Below are 21,572 nucleotides of genomic sequence, written 5' to 3'. Positions count from 1 at the left end.
GTTCTTGTTCCGCTCCAAGCGATAATGCGCCTGTTTTATGAATGTTCGCGCAGTCCCCTAAAACCCGCCTCTTAGGCGGGCGAACGTTAGACGGGACGAAGTCGGCGAAGGCATCTGTCGGAGAGTTTTTGGTACTTTTTGCGGTCAAAAAGTACATAAGCTTCCGCGGGCCGAGACCGCGGTTAACCGCCGACCAAAAAGCGGCAAAGAACAGCCGGCGAAGCGTGCGAAATGTTTTGATGGCGAAGGAATGCGAACTCTCGCGGATTATTCCAGGTAGACCATCACGTTGCCGCTGATCTGCTGCAACGAGATTTCGCACAGTTTGGTGTTGTACTGCGCCGTGAGGATGCGCTCCTCGGCGTCCAGCAGGCTCTTCTGCGCCTCGCGCATCTCGATGCCCGGCAGGTCGCCCAGCAGGTAGCGTTCCATGGCGATTTCGTAATTCTCCTTGGCGGCGATCAGGTTCTCCTCCTCGAGCAGGATCACTTCGAGGTTGTTGCGGTAAGCCTGCCAGAAATTCGACAGGTCGGCGCGCAGCGACTGTTCCAGCCGTTGCTGCGTCAGCTGCGCGTTCTCGACGCCGATGCGGGCGTTGCGCTGTTCGCGGCGGCGGTTGCCGTCGAAGATCGTGAAGCCCACCTTCACCCCGGCGTTCAGCCCGAGCGTTCCCCGCGAAAGGTTCCCTCCCGTGCCGTAGCGGTTGTAGGTGTATCCGTAGCCCGTCGTGAGGTTCACATAGGGATAGTTCCGGGCCAGAACGGTCTTCAGGTCCAGTTCGGCCAGCGAACTGTTGTGCTCGGCCATCAGCAGCGAGGCGTTCGCCGAAAGGGTTTTGGCCAGCAGGTCGTTCCAGTCGAGCGTGGCGTTGACCCGGATCACCGAGTCGGGGATGCTGAACCTCTCGTCGAGGTTCTCGTTGGCCAGCAGTTCGTTGATGCGGATGCGCGAGGCGGTCACCAGTTCGTGCTGGGACATGTATTTCGAACTGTCGGCGTTGAAGTCGACGCGGGCTTGCAGCAGGTCGAGGCGCGAGAAGTTGCCCACCTGGACGCGCGCTTCAGTGATGCGCAGCCGCTCGCGCGAAAGCGAGACCGCATAGCGGAAGTTCTCCAGGCGCAGCGTCTGCTGGATGTAGTTGTAATATTCGGCCGTGAGGCTGGCCATGAAGTCCTCGATGGTGATGCGCGTCTTCAGCGCGCCCATCTGCTGCATCTCCTTCAGGCGTTTGTAGTTGGTGCGGATGCGCAGTCCGTCGAACAGCGTCCAGTTCACCGCCAGCCCGACGTTGGCCGTCTGGTCGTAGACGCCGGTCTCGGTCGTGGCGTCCCCGTTGCGCGGGGTGACGGTGCGGTCGTTGTCCAGCGTGCCCGTGTACCCGGCCGAGAGGTCGACCGTGGGGAGCATCCCGGCGTTTCCCGCCGTGGCGTTGTTGTCGCTGACGCGCTCCTCGTTGCGCACGATGCGCACGTCGTAATTCTGTTCAAGCCCGATCTCCAGACATTTGCGCAGGGTCAGCGGAGCGGACGCCTCCCGAGCCGGCGGCGCCTCCTGCGCTCCGGCGGCGCTGCCGATTCCCAGCAGCAGGGCCGCTAAAAATGCTATTTTCATGCGTCGTTGTGTTTCGATTTCTTGATTCGGTTCGTCGATACGTAGCTGTAAATGGCCGGAACGATGTAGAGCGTCAGCAGCGTCGAGACCACCATGCCGCCCACCACGGCGATACCCATGGCGATACGTCCGTTGGCGCCTTCCCCCGTGGCGACGGTCAGCGGCAGCAGGCCCAGGATGGTCGAGGCCGAGGTCATCAGGATCGGGCGCAGGCGTTGCAGCGAGGCCTCCTCGATGGCTCGCATCTTGTCCAGCCCGGCCTCCTGTTTCTGGTTGGCGAACTCGACGATCAGAATGCCGTTCTTGGCCACCAGTCCGATCAGCATGATGATGCCGATCTGGCTGAAGATGTTCATCGTCTGGTCCGCGCCCCACATGAAGACCAGCGCGCCGGCGATGGCCAGCGGCACGGTGAGCATGATCACCAGCGGGTCCTTGAAGCTCTCGAACTGCGCGGCGAGGATCAGGTAGATCAGCATGACGGCCAGGATGAAGGCGAACATCAGGCTCGACGAGCTTTCGCGGAACTCCTTCGAGTCGCCGGCCAGCGCCGTGCGGAAGTCGTCGCCGAGCGTCTCGTCGGCGATGCGGTCCATTTCGTCGAGTCCCTGCCCGATGGTCTTGCCCTTGGCCAGTCCGGCCGACACGGTGGCCGACAGGAAGCGGTTGTAGTGGTAGAGCTGCGGCGGCGCGACGTTCTCCGCGAGCGAAATGAGGTTGTCCATCTGGATCATCTCGCCCTTGTCGCTGCGCACGTAGATCGAACGCAGGTCGGCGGGCTTGTTGCGCTGCTGGCGGTTGATCTCGGCCAGGATTTCGTATTGCTTGCCGTTCATGTAGAAGTAGCCGAGACGCTGGCCGCTCAATCCGTACTGGAGCGTCTGGGCGATGTTGCGCGTCGAGACGCCCAGCAGGTTGGCCTTGTCGCGGTTGACCTCGATGCGCACCTCGGGCTTGCTGAACTTCAGGTCCACGTCGGCCATCTGGAACACGGGGCTTTCGTAAACCTTGCGCATGAATTCGGGCAGCACCTCCTGCAACCGTTCGAGGCTGGTGGCCTGGAGCACGTACTGCACGGGCATGCGCCCGCGGCGTCCGCCGAAGGTGCTCTGCTGCTGCACGAAGGCGCGGGCCTTGGTCTTCGAGCGCACGGCGGCCGAGATCTGCTCGGCGATCTCCATCTGCGAGCGTTTGCGGGTAGCGATGTCCGTCAGGGCGATGCGGACGTTGCCCGAGCCGCTCGACACGCGGGCTGTCACCGACGAGGCTTCCGGCACGAGCGAGTCGACCAGGCGGTTGATGTCCTCGGTGTAGTCGCGGATGTATTCGTAGGTGGCGCCCTCCGAGCCGCGCGTGTTGATCGAAATCTGCGAACGGTCCTCCAGCGGGGCCATCTCGGCCGGGATGGCGCTCCATAGCCAGCCGATGAGTCCCATCGTCAGCAGGACCAGCGGCAGGGCCAGCCACCGGCGGCGCAGGAACGAGGCCAGCGTGCGGCTGTAAAAGTCGTTGAGCCAGACGAAGAACGGCTCGGTTTTGCTGTAAAACCAGCTCTTCTTCTCTTGCCGCACGAGCAGCTTGGTCGCGAGCATCGGGGTGATCGTCAGCGCGGCGAAGGTCGAGATGACCACCGCGCCCGAGATCACCATGCTGAATTCGCGGAACAGGCGGCCCGTCATGCCCTCCATGAAGACGATCGGGAAGAAGACGGCGATCAGCGTGATCGAGGTCGAAATTACGGCGAAGAAGATCTCCTTGGCCCCTTCGATGCCGGCGTCGAAGGGCGTCATGCCCCGTTCGATGCGAATGTAGATGTTTTCGGTCATCACGATGGCGTCGTCGACGACCAGTCCCACCGAGAGCACCACGGCCAGCATCGACAGCACGTTGATCGAGAATCCCGCGGCATACATCACGAAGAACGTGCCGATCAGCGACACGGGGATCACGATGCAGGGGATCAGCGTCACGCGCCAGTTGCGCAGGAAGAGGAAGATGATGATGATGACCAGGATGAAAGCCTCGTAGACGGTGGTCCTCACCTCGTCGATCGAGGCGCGGATGAAGCGCGTGTTGTCGAATCCGTAGGAGGTGACCACGTCGTCCGGGAGGTCCTTCTTCATGCTCTCCATGCGTGCGTACACGGCATCGGCGATCTCGATGTGGTTGGCGCCCGGCTGGGGGATCACGACGACGCCCACCATCGGAATGCCGTTCATTTTCATGTAGCTGCGCGTGTCCTGCGGACCCAGTTCGGCGCGTCCCACGTCGCTCATGCGGATGATGCGGTCGGCGTCTTCGCGCACCACCAGGTCGTTGAACTCCCGCGTGGTGTGCATCAGTCCCATCGTGCGGATCGTCAGCTCCGTGGTGTTGCCCTCGATGCTGCCCGAAGGCAGTTCGACGTTCTCGCGGTCGAGGGCCGTCTTGATGTCGGTCGGGGTGATGCCGTAGCCGGCCATCTTCGCGGGGTCGAGCCACAGGCGCATCGAGTAGCGTTTCTCGCCCCAGATCTGCACGCCGCTCACGTCGCTGATGGTTTGCAACTGCTCCTTGACCGTCAGGTCGGCGATCTCGCTCAATTCGAGCAGCGACCGCTTGTCGCTCTGGATCGTGACCATCAGAATCGGCGAGGCGTCGGCGTCGGCCTTGGTCACGGTCGGGGGGTCGCAGTCGCGCGGCAGGTAGCGCTGGGCGCGCGAAACCTTGTCGCGAACGTCGTTGGCGGCGGTTTCGAGGTCCACCGAGAGTTCGAACTCGACGGTGATGCGGCTCTGGCCCTGGCTGCTGACGCTCGACAGCGAGCGGATGCCCGGGATGCCGTTGATGTTCTGTTCGAGCGGCTCGGTGATCTGGTTTTCGATCACGTCGGCGTTGGCGCCCGGGTAGGAGCACGAGACCGAGATGATCGGGTTGTCGACGCTCGGGAATTCGCGCACGCCGAGGTAACTGTATCCGATCAGACCGAATAGCAGGATGATGATCGTCAGCACCGACGCCAGGACGGGCCTCCGGATGCTCAGTTCGGAAATGTTCATGCGGCGGAGGGTTTATTCGACGGTGTCGAGTTTCACGGGAAGCCCCTCGCGCAGCTGCAACGTGCCGGAGGTGATGAGCGTGTCGCCGACGTTAAGCCCGTCGATGATCTGGATGCTCGAATCGGTCCGCAGTCCGGTTTTCACCTCCGCGGCGTGCGCCTTGCCTCCCTTGTAGAGGAATACCTTGTCGACGCCCATCTCCGGCACGAGGGCCTCGGTCGGGATGGCGATGGCGTCGGGAATTTCGTGCATGCGGATCTGCACCGTCGCAAAGCGTCCCGGCAGCAGTTTGCCCTGCGTATTGGGATACTTCGCCCGGACGGCCAGCGTGCGGGTGGCGATGTCGACCTTCGATTCGGTGGCGTAAACCGCGGCTTCGAAACGCTCCTGCCGTCCCTCGATGGTGAACGAGAGGCGCGTGCCGGGCTTGATCTGGTTGGCATAGCGTTCGGGAACGAAAAAGTCGATCTTCAGGGGCGAAATCTTCGTGAGCTTGGCCACCACGACGCTGGGCGAGGCGTAGGCGCCTTCGCTGACGTTGCGCAGGCCGATCACGCCGTCGAACGGCGCCCGCAGCTCCGTGAGCGCGATGTTCGACTTCACGATGTCGATGTCAGCGTTGAGCATCGCCAGTTCCGTGCGGGCCTGTTCGTAGGCCTCCTGGCTCACGGCGTCCTTTTTGAGCAGGGCGCTCTGGCGGTAAACGCGGTCTTCGGCCAGTTTGAGCTGCGCCTCGTAACGCGAGAGCTGGGCCACGAGCGGCAGGTCGTTGACCTTGGCCAGCAGCTCGCCCTTGCGGACGACGGTGCCCTCCTGGAAGTTGATCGCCACGATTTTGCCCGAGGTTTCGAACGAGAGGTCCACCTCCTCGTCCGGCAGCAGGTTGCCCACCGTGGTGATGCCGTCGGTGAGCCGCTGCGGACGGACGATGCGTCCGTTGACGTTGAGGGTGCTCTGTCTGCGGGGCGCGATCGGCGCTTTGGCGGCGTCATCCGATGCCGGAGCTTTGTCGTTCAATAGATTGTAGAGGCCCAGGATCAGGCAGAATACCACGAGAACGATGGCCGTGATGATCCATTTCTTTTTCTTATTCATTGCGAGAGTCCGGTTTTGCGTAGGGTATTGTATGCAAAGATACGAAAAAGGCGGATGGATGCAAAACCGAATGGGCGTCCGGTTCTGGTGCCCTTTCCGACGAATAAAAGTGTCGTAACGATGCCGAAAATGCCCAAAAAGCGTGTTGGCCGTCGGCTTTTGACAGTGAAACGAGCCGGTTGCTGAAATATAGAATTAGAAAACTTTGTCCGATTGTCCGGTTTCGGACGGGTGAAACGGAAAAATTCGGAGGTGAAATAATGCCGGCTTTACGCGTCACTGCATTTTTCGATCGTCTCGATGGCCGTGTTCATCGGGATTTTTCGGTTTACGCATTGGTTTAAATAAATTCCCGATTTCGCCGTGAAAACCGCTCGAAACAAGATGCGAAAAAACCGCCTGCAAATTGCAAGCGGCTGTAAACAACAGAGGGAAAAGCATTTGCCTTTCCCTCCTTGTGACACCGACAGGACTCAAACCTGTAACCTTCTGATCCGTAGTCAGATGCTCTATTCAATTAAGCTACGGTGCCGAATTGCGATTGCAAATGTAGGGCAATGTTGATTAACAGATAGTTACGGTAGTGAATTTTGTCGATTAATTTCTCTTTTTCGTGCTGTTGCTCGGCGCGGTTTACACGTTGGTTTACACAATAGGGCAAATTCAATGCTGGTTAAACAATAGGTGAATTAATTGATTATTTGATAAATAGAAAAAGTGACAAACTCTGTTGAAAGGGCAATTATATAGCCCCTCGTTTTTAGTCTGTCACTTGTCGTTGTCAAAGGAAAACCACATTTTTTCGGCCTGCCCTTAACCTTTTAAGATATATAGTATATATAACTCCATTTTTTGTGGAGTAATATTCGTTGCCTCTAATACGTGCGCCTGTTCCATACTACCGTACGGTTCCTGCCGCTACTTTGCAAATTGCATCAGATAGTTTTCGCAGAATCCCGCTAACGGGAATCTTTTTGTTTCGTTCCGTCCGTCGGGCGTGGTGTAATGAAATAATAATATAGTGTTCGCTCTGACAAGGCAGTCGAATAAATTTACCGTTTCGCTCATGCCCTCCATCTTCACCTCGTTAGCGATTATTATTCCTATTGTATCGTCTATCTCTTTAAGATCGCTTTTTCACCCGATTATTCATTGTTTGTTCTTTACAAGTGCGATTTCAACGGGTTTATTTATGTCCGCTGTTTCGGGAGAGAAAACAAAGTAAAACATTTCGGGATAAATCTCATTTTGAGGCTTTATGACAATTAAGCCTATTCCCTCTGTCTTGCTCCATTCGACCAACTTGCAAATAGCTTGTTTATCCTCCCATGCTTTGGTCATTCATTCTGTTTTCGGTTGTTTGTATCTGTTCATTTTAGCTAAAATTTAATTGTTATTTTATCTTTATAAAGATAAGATTATTAGTGGAATAAACAAAATAAGAAAGTGACAAACTCTGCAAAAGGGTCTTATGGATTAACCTTTTCACAAAGTCTGTCACTCGGAATTTTGCCAATCAGTTTTGGCTTTTGAATAGTGATTGTTGAGTTAAGGCAAATTGAGCGAATGCCCAAACAAACGTTTTAAATTTCGTCACCTCTATTACCGCCTTAAATGTTTCTGTTTTGTGTCTTTCGTCTTTCCAATCTGTGATTTTAATATGTGTAATGTCTTTTCCGTTATCGCTCCCGAATCGGATTCCATCATGTGCAATGGCATTTCGGATATGCCGAGCCACGTTCTTCACGCTCTTATTGGGTTCTTTTATGCAGCTAATGTCTGTATCGGCAATTCCCCATTTGTCCGCTGAAACAACCTCTGTCGGAAGATGATTGAATAGGCTTTGTTGTGGAATTATCAATAATCCAACACATGCATTGATGAACAATGTATTTTCAAACGGTATTTGGTATCCGTTAACAATTTCTTGTGTCCGTTGGATAAACTCTATTTCAAAAATATTTTTGTACTCCATTGGGCTTACTCTGTAAAATCGTATCCAACAATATTATCGCCTAAATCTTTCCAATATGGAGCTTTTTTATAATCATCAACAGCTGACATCGGAACATAGTATTTACATTTCCATGAAGTTCCCCAATCATTTCCAAAAACGTTGGCACCTCCTAAAAAAGGCGGTGTAAGAGATTTGCAATAGACAAATTCTACATTGCGATTGTGAAATGCATAGTCTCCAATAGATTTGACACTTGCGGGTAGCGTAACACGTAAAGTTGAGATATTGATACTAGATGCTCCATAAAATGCATATGCTCCAATAGTTTCTACATAATCCCCTAATATTATAAATCGGAGTGAGGTACATCCATAGAATGCTCTATCTTGAATATCTGTAATATTATTTCCCCAAGTAACAAACTGTAAATCTGAGCATCCCGAGAATGCATTTTGCTCAATAGTTTTTACATTATCTGGAATAACGATAGTATATAATTTAGAGCAGTCTTTAAATGCCTCTTTTCCAATATAGGTTACCCCGATAAAATATCGTAATTCATTGAATGACGAAATCGCACTACCATGAAAGTAATGGTAATACCCAATATATTTTACATTTGCTGCCTCCTGATACGATAGTTCACCATCAAGATTTTTATCCCACGAATTGAGATTATCTATATTACTACTGTTAAGCCATTGACTAGAACACAAATATTTCGTAATGGGATCAGCAAATTGAATGTTTTGTGTTGTCGTATCATTATTCTGAGGCATAGTTATTACCGTTCCATCTGCCAATTCAAAGTAAACATTGTTCTCATCCTGCGTGATTTTGATGCTGTCTGCATCCTTGCCGTCCTCTCCCGTAGCTTTGCCTAATTGCGTCCAATTCGTTCCGTTGTCATAGGAAATCCACCAATAGCCCTCTCGAATTTCGAGTTTAGGCGTAACACCATCTGAACCATCCGTGCCATTATTACCGTCTGTCCCTTGTGCTTTTATCTTCTGACCATCTACAACGATAAACTCACCGTCCAGCGTCCAATAATAGATGCCGTCCGTGTCTTTCTTCACTCCGATAACGGGTGTGTTGCCATCGACACCATCCGCACCATCCTTGCCGTTGTAAATCACAATCGGGTTGCTCTTGGCAAACTTAATCGTATAGCCTACTACCTTGCCGTTCTCGGTCAGCGGGTCTACACTCGTAATATAATCGTTGTTTTGGAGTGCTGTTACAATTGTCTGTAATGCCGAAAGATTGGTATTCGTTTCGTTGCAAAGACGCTGTAAGGCTTCAAAAGCTGACCATGTGGGTAGTTTGATTTGCGTACCGTTCGATAAAGTGAAAATTACATAGTCGGTGCTGGTTTCATAATCCACACCCGAAAACATGGAATCGCCACCAATGCCGTCTTCACCTGTGGCCTTACCTAACTGCGTCCAATTTGCTCCGTTATTATAGGAAACAAACCAATAATCGTTTTCGATTTTGAATTGCGGGGTCGTGCCGTTGGTTCCGTCTTTGCCCTCGGCTTGGATTTTTCCACCATCGACCACGATAAATTCACCGTTCAACGTCCAATAATAGACACCATCAGTATCTTTCTTTACGCTGATAGTGGGTGTTATCCCATCTTCACCGTCTTGTCCGTCTTTACCGTGGTAGATGGTAATAGGGTTACCTTTGCTGAAAGTAATTGTATAGCCGATTTCTTTGCCGTCTTTCATAAGAGGTGTAGTCCCCGTAACATAGACGTTGTTTTGTAATGCTGTTACGATAGTCTGCAACGATGAAATATTTGTGTTCATCTGCTTGCAGAGTTCCTCTAATTTTGCGACACGGTTTTCCAATCCGTGAACGCTGTTCCAAAGGTCATCATCATCGTATTTACACGATGTGAGCGCAACCACCGCAAATAATGCGGCAAAAGCCAATAGTTTTTTCATAGTAAGATTTATTTAAGTTGAACAAGTATTTTAAATCTTACTATCCGCCCCTCAATAGTGGATTCAATAATAAGAAAGCGCAGGGCTGAAAGCTCATTTGAGGATAGTAGGCCGTAGGATTGCCCGAACATTCAAATAAGCAACAACCCCGCGCCGTATCCGTAAAGGATATGACGGGAGATAAGGTCTGCCTATTCTCATGTTCAATGAATTTCCTACGTTCACTATCCGAGAATAAACTTACGCTTCCGTAAATTTCAATATGTCATCCACAAAGGTAAAAAACATATTCTGAAATCGCAATGACCTTATCCCGCTTTTCGGGATTGTTGCCGTATCAAATTTCTGAAAAACAAAGTTTCTATCCAATAGCGGGGAGTATGGAATCGAAACTTTGTTAGTTGTAAGTTGGGTTAATCGTTCCCGCAGATTTCTTGTATTACGCCGTCCATGTAAATCGCCTGTCCGCTGGATTGTCTGCCCCACCAGTAGCAACCGTATTCCTCGATGATAACCTCGCCCTCACGTTTCAGTCGTTCGGCCAGCCATGAATCAATCAGCCACCATTCCATGACATCATCCGCGAACGGATAAAGATATTCTTCGGAAATAAGGTTTGCCCGTATCATTTCCTCGATAACCGTGCTTTGATTCTTCAAAACACAATTCTGTACTATTCGTTGCGCATTCATATAATCGGTTGTTGCGAGTTCATGCGTATTAGCCATCGGTTTGCAAAATTTGTGTGGTCTGCCTGTCGTTCCTCGGCGCAATTCTCCATTCCGTTTTCTGTCGGGTATGCACTATGCGATTCAATGCGGAGAGTTTTGTTGCAGTAATAGTACGGGATAAATTGCTTTGTACTTGTGTCAAATGCAAAATTCATTTCTGTATTCTGCGCAAGTTTACCTTTAGCTTCGTAGTATTCTACCAGCGAAATAAGGTTGTACTTTCCATTGCGCCCAATCATTGCGGCACGTAAGCGTGTGTAAACTCCGTTCCCGTGGTCGATTCTGTAAGCCCGCACGGCTAACAAGGCTTTCAGAATTTCTGTCGCCCTTTCATTTAATGTTTTCATGGTCTGTAAAGTTTAGAGTTATTCCCCATTACTTGTAAAAAGATAACTCCATTCATAACCAACTAAAAAGGGCGGCATATCTCCATGTAAGAATAGCTTTCCGATTCTATGATAATGCAAATAATTCTATGCTGTTATATGGTTTCGGGCATAAATAGGGGGTGGTCTGTTTTATGTGGAATCCTATTAATGGGATAGATAAAAATTCGGTTTTCCAGCCGAAAAGGGGGAGGGGTGAAAAATAGGGATTGTCCGCTCGGTCGGGGTATCTCGGTTTGTTTGTCTGCGAGTGACAACCTTTTCAGAAAAGGATATTTTATAGACCCTTTCACAAAGTTTGTCACCTTTTGGTTGCGGGGTAGTTTCGGCATAAATCGCACGATGTGGGGAATGGATGATAAATAGATTTACCCAAAACTACCCTATAAAAGAAAGAATCGTTATCTTTGCCGAAAAGCAAGTGTATCATGTCCTATAAACCGCCTTACACCATTACGCCGAAGATCACGAATTTAGTTGCACAAATCAGCGAAGCAATCGGCGGCTATTATGCGCACGAAAATCTGCGTCTGCATCGTGTCAATCGAATCAAAACGATTCACGGCACGCTGGCTATCGAGGGCAACACGCTTTCGACGGAGCAGGTCACGGCGGTATTGGAGGGAAAACCCGTTGTTGCTCCTATTAACGAGGTACAGGAGGTGCGCAATGCCCTTAAAGCGTATGAGTTGCTCGATATGCTCGACCCCTGTAAAGTTGATGATCTGTTAAAGGTGCACGCCACAATGGAGGCGGGATTGATTGACGAAATCGGTTGTTTCCGCAAAGGCGGTGCGGGTGTGGTGTCGGGGAAAACGGTTATCCATTATGCGCCCGATGCCGAACGTGTGCCGTTTCTCGTAAACGATCTGTTCGAGTGGCTGCGCACCACGGATGAACACCCGCTGATCGCAAGTTGCGTTTTTCATTATGAATTCGAGTTTATCCATCCGTTCGCGGACGGTAACGGTCGCACGGGGCGATTGTGGCAGACATTGATTTTGAGCAGGTGGCGGCCTATCTTCAAAAACCTGCCTATCGAAAACATTGTATATAAGTATCAAAAGGAGTATTATAAGGCGATTGCCGTAAGTGGCGGTAAAGCGGGTTGCACGCCTTTCGTCGAGTTTATTTTGGGGGTAATCGCCGAAACGCTCACTACCCAAGAAATTACCCGAAAGACTACCCAAGAAATTATTTTGGAAGCCATCGCCCGCAATCCCAGCATTACGCGGGCGGAGCTGGCCGAGGTTGTCGGAATCTCACCCGACGGCGTGAAATATCATTTGCAGAAACTCACCAAGTCGGGCAGGCTCAAACGGGTGGGGTCTACACGCTGCGGGGAGTGGGTGATCGGGTGACAGGAATTCCGAAAAAGGTACTTTTATAGACCCTTTTCAAAAGTTTGTCACCGACCTGTTTTCACCCGTTACGGGCTATATGATTCGCTTTCCCAATTCGATGAACCGTTGTTTGTTGGTGCGCACATCCCTGTACTCGAAATAGATTCCGATCATCTTTGCCGTCACTTTTTTGCGGTAGGGGATGCCGAACCGCATAATCAGGTCGTTCATAAAACGATTGACGGCGCACACGGGTAGTTTGTCGCCCGTTTTCAGTCGGTCGTACACCTCTCCGCAAACTTTTTCCGAGGTCAGCAGTTGTTGGCTTTCGTTTTCCTGTATCTGTTTACCGATTGCGTTCATGTTGTAGTTGTGCCGCTCGATCTCTGCCGCTCCGAGGGCGTAGTAGGCATCCACCATCATCGGCACTTGGCTTTGAATCTCCTCGCGCAGAAAGTAGTATTCATTCCACGTTCGGTTTTGTTCCAGTATCTCCAACTGCCGCACGATTTCGCGGAACAAGTCTTTCATTTTCAGTCGGGGATTTATGCGTTGCAGTCGGTCGCAGTCCGACAACGGATAGATATGTTCGGCGCAATCCGTGTGAAATGCTTTCGCGTACTCCTCCCGCACCAGTTCGGCGTCGGTGTAGTATTGCTTTATCCGCTCGTCGTCGTAGGCGTTGTCCCACATGAACCAGTTGCGCGTTCCGTCGGCGTTCATGAACCGTTTGTAGTCCATTCCCTCCAACGCCTGCGCACGGGTATCGCAACCCGCCCCCGACGCTTCGATTTGCAGGACTTGTTTGTAGACCGCTTCGCACTCCTCCAACCTCGTGGCGATCTCCTCCCGCGATTTGCAGGGCATCTCCTTGTTGGTGCTGAAAATATGCGCGGCATCCTCCACGCCGTTGCGGAAGCGTCCGACGATCTGCACGGCTTCGGTCGTGGGGTCGATGACGGTGTGCGCCGCAAACGAAAGGTCGGTTACGATCAGCACGCAGGCTGTTGTCGGCAGTTCGATGTCCACCGCCGAAAAGAAACGGCTCGTGAAAAAGTTGATTTCATCCAGTTCTTCGAGCGAGGAGTAAGCCCGCGAAAAATCCCGCTTGCGGAGTTTCTTCACACTCTCGTAACTGCAAAAGACCTTGCACCGTTTCTCGATCTTATAGGTGCAGATCATGCGGTGGATCGTATCGGTCGAGTTCAGAAAGATGCAGAGCGGATGCCCTTTGCCTTTTACCTGTCCCATAAGGGTACGCACCCAGCCGACGGTGTTGTTCGTGTGTATGAGCAACATTTTCGGCTTGTGGTCGTAGGTCGGGCGGAGTATCTTCATCGTAAATCCCTGCTGCTCGAAACGGGGATCGGACGGGATGATCGGCGTCGCGGAAACCATCGCCTTTTGTTTGCATCGGAAAAAATCATCCATCGGGAGCGTGATAGAGCCGCGGTAGCCTGCATCCTGTATCGTGCGTTCGCACTCGTCGAACAGCATGAACCATTCACCGTGCATATCCGTATGCGTCTGCACCATCGCCGAGCGGACTTTGGGGAAACTTTCGGGCGTGGTCATGATTTTCAGGTAGCCGTCGTTGTAGTTCGTGTTCAGAAAGTCGATGATGTCCTCGGTCGTTACGCCCTCGAACACGCCGAGTATCTGCGGGTGCTTTTTCATCTTGCCCTCGATAACGGGAACATTCGGCTCGATGATGACGGAGTGTCGGGGTGCATTGATTTCGGCATAGGTCGCACCGCATCCCGTGACGGTCTTGTTGATGATCGAGTTGGTCGGTATTTCGGGCATCACGGCGTCGAACCGCTGGCCTGCATCTATTGTGATATATTCAATCTTCATCTAATAATTTGATTTGTAGTTAAAAAAACTTGGGGAGCGAGCGGTGAAACCCGCTCCCCTCGTTCAGCAGTTTAGTTCAGCAGGTCGGTGATGTCCTCCATTGCCTCGGCAGGCATTACGACTTTGCCGTTGGAAAAGTGGTACTTTTTGGCAAGGTAGCCGATTCCCTCCTCGCTCTCGTTGTACTCCTCGGAGGTGATCGGGGTCAGTTTCTCCACCTCGGCGGCCACCTCTGCCAGCCACTCGGACTGACAGCAGATTTCACGGTCGGGTTCAAACTCCGTTACTTCGGGCAACTCCTTACCCATCAGGAACGCCATCAGGTAGTTCCAGATTTGGGCATTGAGCAACAGCTTCCCGTCCAACTCGGTGTAACCCTTACGGATTCCGAACCACACGTAGCCGCATCCAGCCACGTCTACACGGGTGGTCACGATCAGGGTGGTAGCCCCTGCCGCAATCGCTTTCGCCAGCGTGCGGAACATTTTGGCATTCCCTGCGGGTTTGATTTTGATAATGCGAAGATTCATTTTCTCCTCCTGCTCCTCGGCGGCTTTGATTTCCGCCATCTTTGCCTCGTGTGCGATTGCCGAGGCCATCATCTCCTCTGCGCGGTTCCCAGCTACCTGCTGCGATTCCGCATTTTCTGAAATTGTAGTCATAGTTTTATTAAATTTGATGTTAATATTGTCGTTGATGTTTGCAAGCGTTTTCATAATCGTTATCTTTTTTATTAAGTTTTGTTGCCGCCTCTTTCGGGCTGTCGGCTACTCCCCGAATCACTCGAATAACCGTACGCTTTATTCGCGGATTCTGGCTATTGAACCTGCATAAATCCGACCTTTGGTGCCTTGGCGAAATATAAATAATAGCCAGCGAAAACTGACCTATTCATTACCTTTGCTGTCGAAAATATTGCAAAATATATCAGGGAAAATATTGTAAATCTGTCCGTTATGACAAAATGGCAGGTGCCATGACACTGGCAGATTTTTGGCAGAAAAAAGAAAAGGGACTACCCGATGCAAGCGGATAATCCCTTAAAAGGTAGTGATAAATTTAGTTTTGGGGGCTATAAGATAGACCTTTTTTCAAACCTTGTCACCACCTCACAATAAGTTTTGCATGGCCGCATCTATCTGCGAGTTCTCGAATGAATCGAGGTAGATTTGCGTAATCTTTTCCGAACTGTGCCCCAGCGATTCCGAAATGATGGATGTCGAAACTCCCGACCTTTTCAGAACAGTTGCGAACGAGTGCCGCGCAACGTATGTCGTGAGCGTGATAGGCAGGTGCAGATGCTCGCCGATTAGTTTCAGATAGCGATTTATCCGCTTGTTCGTCCGTTGCACCCGTCCGTACTGCTGTTGCGCCGTAACGTGAACAGAACGCCTTAAAACAGGGAAAATGTAATCCTGCGGATGTGCGTTCGGTTGGCGGTACTTGTCGAGGATGTCGAGGGCGGCAGGTTGGAGTTGGAACGACAGGAGTTTACCTGTTTTCTGACGATTGATAACCAACCGTTCGTCCACGATGTCTGCATAGCGGATGTGCAAAATGTCTGTCAGATTGATGCCGCACGACAGGTAGCTGAACAGGAACAAGTCCTTTGCCAGTTGCAGGAACGGTTTGGGGTACTTGGTCAGCGTGCGTACCTCGCAATCCATAATCCGCCTTATATCCTCTTTCGTTAGCGACCGTTTGGCCGTGGCTTCCTTGAATCGGCTCACTTTGAACGTGTCGAAAGGGTAGTCTGCCTTTTTGATTAGACCGTCGGTGATTGCGCTGTTGTACAGCACCCGCAACGAACGGAAACGGATGCCAATGGAGTTGTCGGAATAATGCCGTTCCACCCGCAGCCATTGTTCGTATCGTTTCAGCCACTCGGCGTCGATGTCTATAAAATAAAAGTCCAGCGAACGGCAGAATTTCGTCAGCGAGGTGCGGAGTTCCTGAAAGGTTTTGGCGTTGCCTACACGTTTCTCGGCCAGCAGGCGGTCGATGTAGCCGTTCAGATATTCGCTGACGGTTTGGCGCACGACCTTGCGGGATGCCTTTTCGAGAAGCGTGTTTAGTGTATATTCCTTGTCGCTGGTTTTAAAGTCCAAAATCTGCTCCTGCAACTCTTTCGTCTTGGTTTCAATAAGGGTGTTTATGCGCTCTTTATCGGGGCAATTCCGCTTGGGACGGCTTTTGTCAAAGTCCCAAAATTTGGCATCGAGGGAAATGTGCAGGCTGATGTACTTGATTCGGCGGTTTTTCGTGAGCCGTAACATGAGGGGGTGAGTGCCGTCAGATAGGGTTTTAGAGGTGTACAGGACGGTTGTGAGGGTGGTGTTCATAACCAATTTCGGTTTAAACATTGGTTTAAACAAATCCCCGATTTCGCCGTAAAAACCGCTCGAAACAAGACACGAAAAAACCACCTACATTGCTGTAAGTGGTTGATTTTGAGAGTGACACCGACAGGACTCAAACCTGTAACCTTCTGATCCGTAGTCAGATGCTCTATTCAATTAAGCTACGGTGCCGAATTGCGAATGCAAATGTAGGGCAAAAATCCGAAACACGCAAATAATTGCTTAAAAAATTTAGTAAAAAAGATGATCCGGACGACGGGTGTTATGCCATCGTTCGGATTATCAGTCGTTTAAAAAATGACGCTATTTCATCAATTCCTCCAGCCGGGACTGCAATTGCCTGCCGGGAAGGTTGCGGGCGACGATCACGCCGTCGGGCGAGATCAGGAAATTCGACGGAATGAAGCGGATGCCGTACATTGCTGCGGCAGGGCTTTGCTTGCCGCAGCCGGGGGACAGCACGTTCGTCCACGGCAGGTCGTTTTCGGCGAGAAACCGCTGCCAGCGTGCCGCATCGTGGTCGATCGACACCGCGTAGATCGAAAATCCGCGTCCGCTGAATGCGGCATAGGCTTCTTTCAGGTAGGGGATTTCCCGGCAGCAGGGACCGCACCACGTGGCCCAGAAGTCGAGCAGCACCCAGCGGCCGGGTCCTGCGAGCGACGAGAGGGCGACGGTCTCTCCGTCGGCGTCTTTCAGCGTGAGGTCCATGTAGGGTCGGCCGACGGACGAGCGTTCGACGGCTTCGATCTCGCGCCGTACGCTCGCCAGCACGGGGTGGTTCTGCAATTGGGCGGGGAACTGCGCGAGCCGTTCGCGGGCCTTCGCCGGGTCCGCATCGGTGCGGCGGGCGTAGAGGAATGCGCCCAGCAGGTTGTCGCGGTTGGCTTCCAGCGCGTCGCCGGGAATCTGCCGGTAAATCCGTCCCAGCGAGTCGAGTTTCCGCCTGCGCTCGGGTGTGTCCGGTTCGTTTTCCAGTGCCTGCAGGACGTTGCCGAGCGATACCTGCGCGGCATTCATGGCGTTGAATGCATCGTTGAGCGGCGTTCCGGTGAACTGGAAGCCGCGTACGTCGCCCGTGGGCTCGAGCCGGATGTCGGCCGCTTCGAGCAGGATCGGCGCCCCGATACGGCGGTCGTTGTGCATCAGGTTGGCGATCGTCGGTTCGGAGACGTGTCCGCGGATGCGGAATGAGCTGTCGCGGCGTATGACCGTCGTGGCCAGCACCGAGTCGTTCTCGTAGGGCGAGCACAGGCGGAGCGTGTCGCCCGGAGCGAGGCCAGCCCTGCCCGAAAGGGTGTAATTGGGGCCTCCGCAGCCGGATAGCGCCACGGCGGCGAGGATTGTCGGGCAAATTCTGTTCATCGGAAAGTCTTTATTTGAGTACTTCTGCGAGTTTTTCTTCGAGGTGTTCGCCGCGCAGGTTCTTCGCTACGATTTTACCTTCGGGTGAGATCAGGAAGTTTGCGGGGATGGAACTGACGGCATAGAGCGCTGTTGGATCGAATCCTCCGCCTTTTTTCTGTGCCACATTGATCCAGTTCATGTCTTGTTCGCCGATGGTGTTTTCCCAACGGGTCAGGTCCGTGTCGAGCGATACGCCGTAGATTTCAAAGCCTTTGGCGTGAAAGGTTTCGTAGGCTTTCTTCAGGTGGGGCACTTCGTTCATGCAGGGCGTACACCATGTGGCCCAGAAGTCGAGCAGCACCCAGCGGCCGGGACCTGTGAGTGACGAGAGCGCAATGGTCTCTCCGGCGGTGTTTTTACAGGAAAAATCGGTATAGGGTTGGCCGACAGCGCTCCGTGCGGTGGCCTGGGAGGCATCCTGCGACTTTTTCAACATCGGATGCGCTTGTATTCCGGGGGTGAATTGCGCCAGCCGGGCTTTGACTTTTTCGGGATTGTCCTTGATGTTCTGGAATTCGTAGCTGTTGAAGACCCAGGCTCCGAAAACATTGTCGAGGTTGGCGTCTACGGTTTGGGTATAGAGTGCATTCATTTCGGCCAGGATCGCTTGGAGCGACTGCCCCGGGGAGCCTTTGCGGAGTTTGTCTCCGAAAGCGTACATTGCTTCGTCGAATGCTTTTTTCCGGTCGTTGAGCGGTGTTCCGCAGACGACATAGCCGAATGCGGGATCGTATTTCTCGATTCGGATTTTTCCGGGTTCGAGGAAAAACCAGGCGGGGTGGTTGGTTCGCTTCGCGTTGGCCAGGAAAACCAGGTCGGGAGTCGTAACGGTCCCTTGCAGCGAAACGGTCGTGTCGGCGTTCACGACACCGGCGGCGAGCACCGTGTTGTCGGAAGCCAGCAGATAGACCGAGTCGCCCGGAGGCAGTTCGTAGCGGCCTGTGATGGTGTAGTTTGCGCCTCCGCAACTGCATAGCAGGGCGGCGAGGGCGGCGGTCGGAAGGTTTTTCATGGTGGCGGGTAGGTTGGTGTCGGTTTTATTTGATCTCCCGGTCGGGATTCTTTTTCAGGAATTGCTCCCAGCTCTGCGAGCCGCCCTTCGAGGCGGCTTTTTTGCCGCCTCCGAGCCCCTTGACGCGTTCGTCGCCCAGCGCGGCGTTGAGCGGACTGGCCGAGGTGAAGTAGTGGCACAGAGCGACGGCCATGCCGTCCGTGGCATCGAGCCGCTTGGGAGGGCGGTCGATGGCGAGCGTGCGGCAGACGATGGAGGCCACCTGCTCCTTGGCGGCCGATCCGCGGCCCGTGATCGACTGTTTGATGCGCATCGGGGCGTATTCGAAAACGTCGATGCCGCGGCTCAACGCTGCGGCCATGGCCACGCCCTGCGCCCGTCCCAGCTTGAGCATCGACTGCACGTTCTCGCCGAAGAACGGCGACTCCAGCGCCACTTCGCGCGGGGCGTACTCGTCGACCAGCGCTCCCACGCGCTCGAAAATGTAACGCAGTTTGGCGTAGGGGTCGGGGAGCTTGTGCAGGTCGATGTCGCCCAGCACCACCGAGCGCACCGTGCGCCCCTCGATCTCCAGCACGCCGTAACCCATGTAGTTCGTGCCGGGGTCGATGCCCATGATTCTGTATTTCTCGACGGATTTCATCTGCATTTTATGGAAAAAGCCCCTCCTTCCGGCTGTACGGAACGGAGGGGCCGGAATGTCGTTGGGAAATTACTGGGCCAGCAGCTCCGAGATCTTTTCGTAGAGCGCCTCGCCGCGCAGGTTCCTGGCGACGATCGTGCCCTGACCGTCGATCAGGAAGTTCGACGGAATGCCCTGGATGGCGTAATCCTTGGCGGCCTGGTTGTCGAAGCCTTTCACCTCGCTGACGTGCAGCCAGTTCATGTCGTTCTGCTCGACGGCGCCGAGCCAGTCGCCGCGGTCCTCGTCGAACGATACGCCGTAGATTTCGAAACCCTTCTTGCGGAACTCGTCGTAGGTCTTCTTCAGGTGGGGAACTTCGCCCATGCAGGGACCGCACCACGAAGCCCAGAAGTCGAGCAGGACATATTTGTTCGCCGGATTCCTGACCACCGATTCGAGCGATACCTGCTCGCCGTCGGCATTGGGCTGTGCGATGTCGATGAACGGCTGGCCGATGTCGGTCTTGATCATCTGCTCGGCGTTCTCCTTGAGCCGCACCAGTGCGTCGGTCTGCTGCATCTCGGCCGGGAATTTGGCGATCTCGTCGAGCAGTTCCTGCCCCGAAAGCTCGTAGCCGAGCTGCTGGGACAGCAGCATCACGCCGAAGAGGTTGTCGCGGTTCTGGTCCAGGACCGTGCGGGTCAGCTGTTCGTACTCCTGTTCGATGGCTTCGCGACGCTCGGCGGTGGTTTCCGGATTGCGGAACTCCTGCACGAGGGCGCTTCCGGCCGTGGCGTAGGCGTCGCTGGCGTCGTTGGCCGGCGTGCCCGTCACCTTCTTGCGGTAGGGGTTCTGTGCGTCGTCGGTCACGTTGATCGTGCCCGGTTCGAGGATCAGCATGGCGCCGAACGTCGCCCCGTCGTCGCGTGCGTCGCGCAGAATGGCCGCCTGCGGTTTCTCGGCCACGCCCTCGAAGCGGAACACCCCGTTGGCCGCGGCCGCCGAATCGAGGATGTTGTCCTTCTCGTCGAAGAGGTAAACCATGCTGTTGGCTCCTTCGACCTTGCCGTCGACGGCGTACTTGTTTTTGTTGGCGCAGCTGCACAACACGGCTGCCGCCGCTGCGAGGATCAGGATTTTTTTCATCGAATTATTTTTTTGTGAGTTCTGCAAGTTGTTTTTCCAGCGCGCGGACCTGCTGCGCCAGTTCGGGCAGACGTTTGAACACGGCTGCCGAACGGTGGTACTGCATGCCCGGGAGGGCGGGGTATCCGAAGCGGATTTCGTCGTCGGGAACGTCCTTGTCGAGTCCGCTCTTCGAGCCGACCTTCACGCGGTCGCCGATGGTGACGTGGTCGGCGATGCCCACCTGCCCCGCGAGGAAGCAGTTGCGGCCGACCTTCGAAGTTCCCGCGATGCCGGTCTGGGCCGACGACACGGTGTTCTCGCCGATCTGCACGTTATGGCCGATCTGGATCAGGTTGTCGAGTTTCACGCCCCGGCGGATGACGGTCGAGTCGGTCTTGGCGCGGTCGATGCAGGTGTTGGCGCCGATCTCCACGTCGTCCTCGATCACCACGTTGCCCAGCTGGGGAATCTTGTCGAATCCGCCCGCGGCGTTGGGCATGAACCCGAATCCGTCGGCGCCGATCACCGCCCCTGCGTGGAGGATGCAGTTCGCACCCACGATGCAGCCTTCGTAGATTTTGACTCCGGGGTAGAGCGTGGTGTTGTCGCCGATCCGGACGCCGCGGCCCACGTAGACCTGGGGGTAGATCTGGCAACCCTCGCCGATGACGGCCTCCTCCTCGACGACCGCAAAATCGCCGATGTAGCACTCCTGACCGACCTGCGCCCGTTCCGAGACCGATGCGCGGCCGCTGATCCCCTTGCGGCGGGGTTTGGCGGCGTTGTACATTTCGAGCAGTTTCAGGACGCAGGCGCCCGCGTCGTCCACCTTGACGAGCGTCGCGGCCACCGGCTGCGAAGGCTCGAACGCACGGTCGACCAGCACGATCGACGCGCCCGTGGTGTAGAGAAACGGTTCGTATTTGGGGTTCGTGAGGTAGGCCAGCGATCCGGCCCTGCCCTCCTCGATCGACGAAACGGTGTGTACCTTGGCGTCCTTGTTGCCGACGATGTCGCCGCCCAGGAATCCGGCGATCATTTCGGCTGTAAATTCCATCATATGTTTC

At 53.8% G+C, this 21,572-nt stretch carries 17 protein-coding genes and 2 tRNA genes; 1 reads left to right on the top strand and 18 read right to left on the bottom strand.

The annotated features are described in order from the left end of the window. Nucleotides 1-267 precede the first annotated feature (267 nt). From DWW03_RS00890 to DWW03_RS00850, 9 genes are all read right to left on the bottom strand, one after another. Nucleotides 268-1,611 carry a TolC family protein gene (locus DWW03_RS00890; RefSeq protein ID WP_022062635.1) on the bottom strand — a complete coding sequence of 448 codons (1,344 nt, stop codon included), beginning with the start codon at nt 1,609-1,611 and terminating at the stop codon, nt 268-270. After that, on the bottom strand, nt 1,608-4,649 hold the full coding sequence (locus DWW03_RS00885) for an efflux RND transporter permease subunit (RefSeq protein WP_015547517.1): 3,042 nt from the start codon (nt 4,647-4,649) through the stop codon (nt 1,608-1,610). The genes DWW03_RS00890 and DWW03_RS00885 overlap by 4 nt, the downstream gene beginning before the upstream one ends. A gap of 12 nt (nt 4,650-4,661) precedes the next feature. Then, on the bottom strand, nt 4,662-5,744 hold the full coding sequence (locus DWW03_RS00880) for an efflux RND transporter periplasmic adaptor subunit (protein WP_118406108.1): 1,083 nt from the start codon (nt 5,742-5,744) through the stop codon (nt 4,662-4,664). A gap of 458 nt (nt 5,745-6,202) precedes the next feature. Then, nucleotides 6,203-6,276, bottom strand: a tRNA-Arg gene (locus DWW03_RS00875). 617 nt (nt 6,277-6,893) lie between these two features. After that, nucleotides 6,894-7,085 (bottom strand): hypothetical protein, encoded by a 192-nt coding sequence (locus DWW03_RS00870; RefSeq protein ID WP_118406107.1) that lies wholly within the window; start codon nt 7,083-7,085, stop codon nt 6,894-6,896. A gap of 175 nt (nt 7,086-7,260) precedes the next feature. Continuing rightward, the gene (locus DWW03_RS00865) at nt 7,261-7,719 is read right to left on the bottom strand and encodes a HEPN family nuclease (protein ID WP_004328099.1); all 459 of its coding nucleotides are present in this window, start codon (nt 7,717-7,719) and stop codon (nt 7,261-7,263) included. Nucleotides 7,720-7,724: 5 nt separating this feature from the next. Next, entirely contained in the window at nt 7,725-9,656 is a 1,932-nt protein-coding gene (locus tag DWW03_RS00860) for a PL29 family lyase N-terminal domain-containing protein (RefSeq protein ID WP_118406106.1), read from the bottom strand. 413 nt (nt 9,657-10,069) lie between these two features. After that, nucleotides 10,070-10,348 (bottom strand): hypothetical protein, encoded by a 279-nt coding sequence (locus tag DWW03_RS00855; RefSeq protein WP_118406105.1) that lies wholly within the window; start codon nt 10,346-10,348, stop codon nt 10,070-10,072. Then, nucleotides 10,345-10,734, bottom strand: coding sequence for a DUF6908 domain-containing protein (locus DWW03_RS00850; RefSeq protein ID WP_091534450.1), 390 nt, complete (start codon nt 10,732-10,734; stop codon nt 10,345-10,347). The genes DWW03_RS00855 and DWW03_RS00850 overlap by 4 nt, the downstream gene beginning before the upstream one ends. Nucleotides 10,735-11,201: 467 nt before the next feature. On the opposite strand from DWW03_RS00850, the gene DWW03_RS00845 reads away from it, so the two are divergent. Beyond that, nucleotides 11,202-12,134, top strand: coding sequence for a Fic family protein (locus DWW03_RS00845; RefSeq protein ID WP_118406104.1), 933 nt, complete (start codon nt 11,202-11,204; stop codon nt 12,132-12,134). 75 nt (nt 12,135-12,209) lie between these two features. On the opposite strand, the gene DWW03_RS00840 is transcribed toward DWW03_RS00845, so the two are convergent. The 9 genes from DWW03_RS00840 to lpxD all read right to left on the bottom strand — a co-directional run bounded on the left by DWW03_RS00840 (nt 12,210) and on the right by lpxD (nt 21,565). Continuing rightward, on the bottom strand, nt 12,210-13,973 hold the full coding sequence (locus DWW03_RS00840; RefSeq protein WP_118406103.1) for a hypothetical protein: 1,764 nt from the start codon (nt 13,971-13,973) through the stop codon (nt 12,210-12,212). 71 nt (nt 13,974-14,044) lie between these two features. Beyond that, nucleotides 14,045-14,635, bottom strand: coding sequence for a hypothetical protein (locus tag DWW03_RS00835; protein WP_229094712.1), 591 nt, complete (start codon nt 14,633-14,635; stop codon nt 14,045-14,047). Between the two features lie 447 nt (nt 14,636-15,082). After that, nucleotides 15,083-16,315: a site-specific integrase gene (locus DWW03_RS00830; protein WP_118406219.1), complete on the bottom strand. Its 1,233-nt coding sequence runs from the start codon at nt 16,313-16,315 to the stop codon at nt 15,083-15,085. A gap of 115 nt (nt 16,316-16,430) precedes the next feature. Then, nucleotides 16,431-16,504: transfer RNA gene (locus DWW03_RS00825), tRNA-Arg, on the bottom strand. A gap of 132 nt (nt 16,505-16,636) precedes the next feature. Continuing rightward, nucleotides 16,637-17,698: a TlpA disulfide reductase family protein gene (locus tag DWW03_RS00820; protein ID WP_022062501.1), complete on the bottom strand. Its 1,062-nt coding sequence runs from the start codon at nt 17,696-17,698 to the stop codon at nt 16,637-16,639. Nucleotides 17,699-17,708: 10 nt separating this feature from the next. Further along, nucleotides 17,709-18,752, bottom strand: a complete 1,044-nt coding sequence (locus tag DWW03_RS00815) for a TlpA disulfide reductase family protein (protein WP_022062500.1) — start codon at nt 18,750-18,752, stop codon at nt 17,709-17,711. A gap of 25 nt (nt 18,753-18,777) precedes the next feature. Continuing rightward, nucleotides 18,778-19,395 carry a crossover junction endodeoxyribonuclease RuvC gene (gene ruvC, locus DWW03_RS00810; protein ID WP_022062499.1) on the bottom strand — a complete coding sequence of 206 codons (618 nt, stop codon included), beginning with the start codon at nt 19,393-19,395 and terminating at the stop codon, nt 18,778-18,780. 69 nt (nt 19,396-19,464) lie between these two features. After that, nucleotides 19,465-20,523 carry a TlpA disulfide reductase family protein gene (locus tag DWW03_RS00805; protein WP_022062498.1) on the bottom strand — a complete coding sequence of 353 codons (1,059 nt, stop codon included), beginning with the start codon at nt 20,521-20,523 and terminating at the stop codon, nt 19,465-19,467. A 4-nt stretch (nt 20,524-20,527) separates the two neighbouring features. Next, nucleotides 20,528-21,565, bottom strand: coding sequence for a UDP-3-O-(3-hydroxymyristoyl)glucosamine N-acyltransferase (lpxD, locus tag DWW03_RS00800; RefSeq protein ID WP_118406101.1), 1,038 nt, complete (start codon nt 21,563-21,565; stop codon nt 20,528-20,530). Nucleotides 21,566-21,572: the final 7 nt, after the last annotated feature.

Origin of the sequence: Alistipes sp. AF14-19 (assembly GCF_003461645.1) — a bacterium.
Classification (GTDB): Bacteria; Bacteroidota; Bacteroidia; order Bacteroidales; family Rikenellaceae; genus Alistipes; species Alistipes shahii.
Note: the sequence above shows the minus strand (reverse complement) of the source record. Positions and strands in the feature narration are given on the sequence as shown.

Excerpts from the sequence above, each read along its gene's own strand:
- DWW03_RS00890 (WP_022062635.1), bottom strand. The coding sequence starts at position 1,611 with ATGAAAATAGCATTTTTAGCGGCCCTGCTGCTGGGAATCGGCAGCGCC.
- DWW03_RS00885 (WP_015547517.1), bottom strand. The coding sequence starts at position 4,649 with ATGAACATTTCCGAACTGAGCATCCGGAGGCCCGTCCTGGCGTCGGTG.
- DWW03_RS00880 (WP_118406108.1), bottom strand. The coding sequence starts at position 5,744 with ATGAATAAGAAAAAGAAATGGATCATCACGGCCATCGTTCTCGTGGTA.
- DWW03_RS00870 (WP_118406107.1), bottom strand. The coding sequence starts at position 7,085 with ATGACCAAAGCATGGGAGGATAAACAAGCTATTTGCAAGTTGGTCGAA.
- DWW03_RS00865 (WP_004328099.1), bottom strand. The coding sequence starts at position 7,719 with ATGGAGTACAAAAATATTTTTGAAATAGAGTTTATCCAACGGACACAA.
- DWW03_RS00860 (WP_118406106.1), bottom strand. The coding sequence starts at position 9,656 with ATGAAAAAACTATTGGCTTTTGCCGCATTATTTGCGGTGGTTGCGCTC.
- DWW03_RS00855 (WP_118406105.1), bottom strand. The coding sequence starts at position 10,348 with ATGAATGCGCAACGAATAGTACAGAATTGTGTTTTGAAGAATCAAAGC.
- DWW03_RS00850 (WP_091534450.1), bottom strand. The coding sequence starts at position 10,734 with ATGAAAACATTAAATGAAAGGGCGACAGAAATTCTGAAAGCCTTGTTA.
- DWW03_RS00845 (WP_118406104.1), top strand. The coding sequence starts at position 11,202 with ATGTCCTATAAACCGCCTTACACCATTACGCCGAAGATCACGAATTTA.
- DWW03_RS00840 (WP_118406103.1), bottom strand. The coding sequence starts at position 13,973 with ATGAAGATTGAATATATCACAATAGATGCAGGCCAGCGGTTCGACGCC.
- DWW03_RS00835 (WP_229094712.1), bottom strand. The coding sequence starts at position 14,635 with ATGACTACAATTTCAGAAAATGCGGAATCGCAGCAGGTAGCTGGGAAC.
- DWW03_RS00830 (WP_118406219.1), bottom strand. The coding sequence starts at position 16,315 with ATGAACACCACCCTCACAACCGTCCTGTACACCTCTAAAACCCTATCT.
- DWW03_RS00820 (WP_022062501.1), bottom strand. The coding sequence starts at position 17,698 with ATGAACAGAATTTGCCCGACAATCCTCGCCGCCGTGGCGCTATCCGGC.
- DWW03_RS00815 (WP_022062500.1), bottom strand. The coding sequence starts at position 18,752 with ATGAAAAACCTTCCGACCGCCGCCCTCGCCGCCCTGCTATGCAGTTGC.
- ruvC (WP_022062499.1), bottom strand. The coding sequence starts at position 19,395 with ATGAAATCCGTCGAGAAATACAGAATCATGGGCATCGACCCCGGCACG.
- DWW03_RS00805 (WP_022062498.1), bottom strand. The coding sequence starts at position 20,523 with ATGAAAAAAATCCTGATCCTCGCAGCGGCGGCAGCCGTGTTGTGCAGC.
- lpxD (WP_118406101.1), bottom strand. The coding sequence starts at position 21,565 with ATGATGGAATTTACAGCCGAAATGATCGCCGGATTCCTGGGCGGCGAC.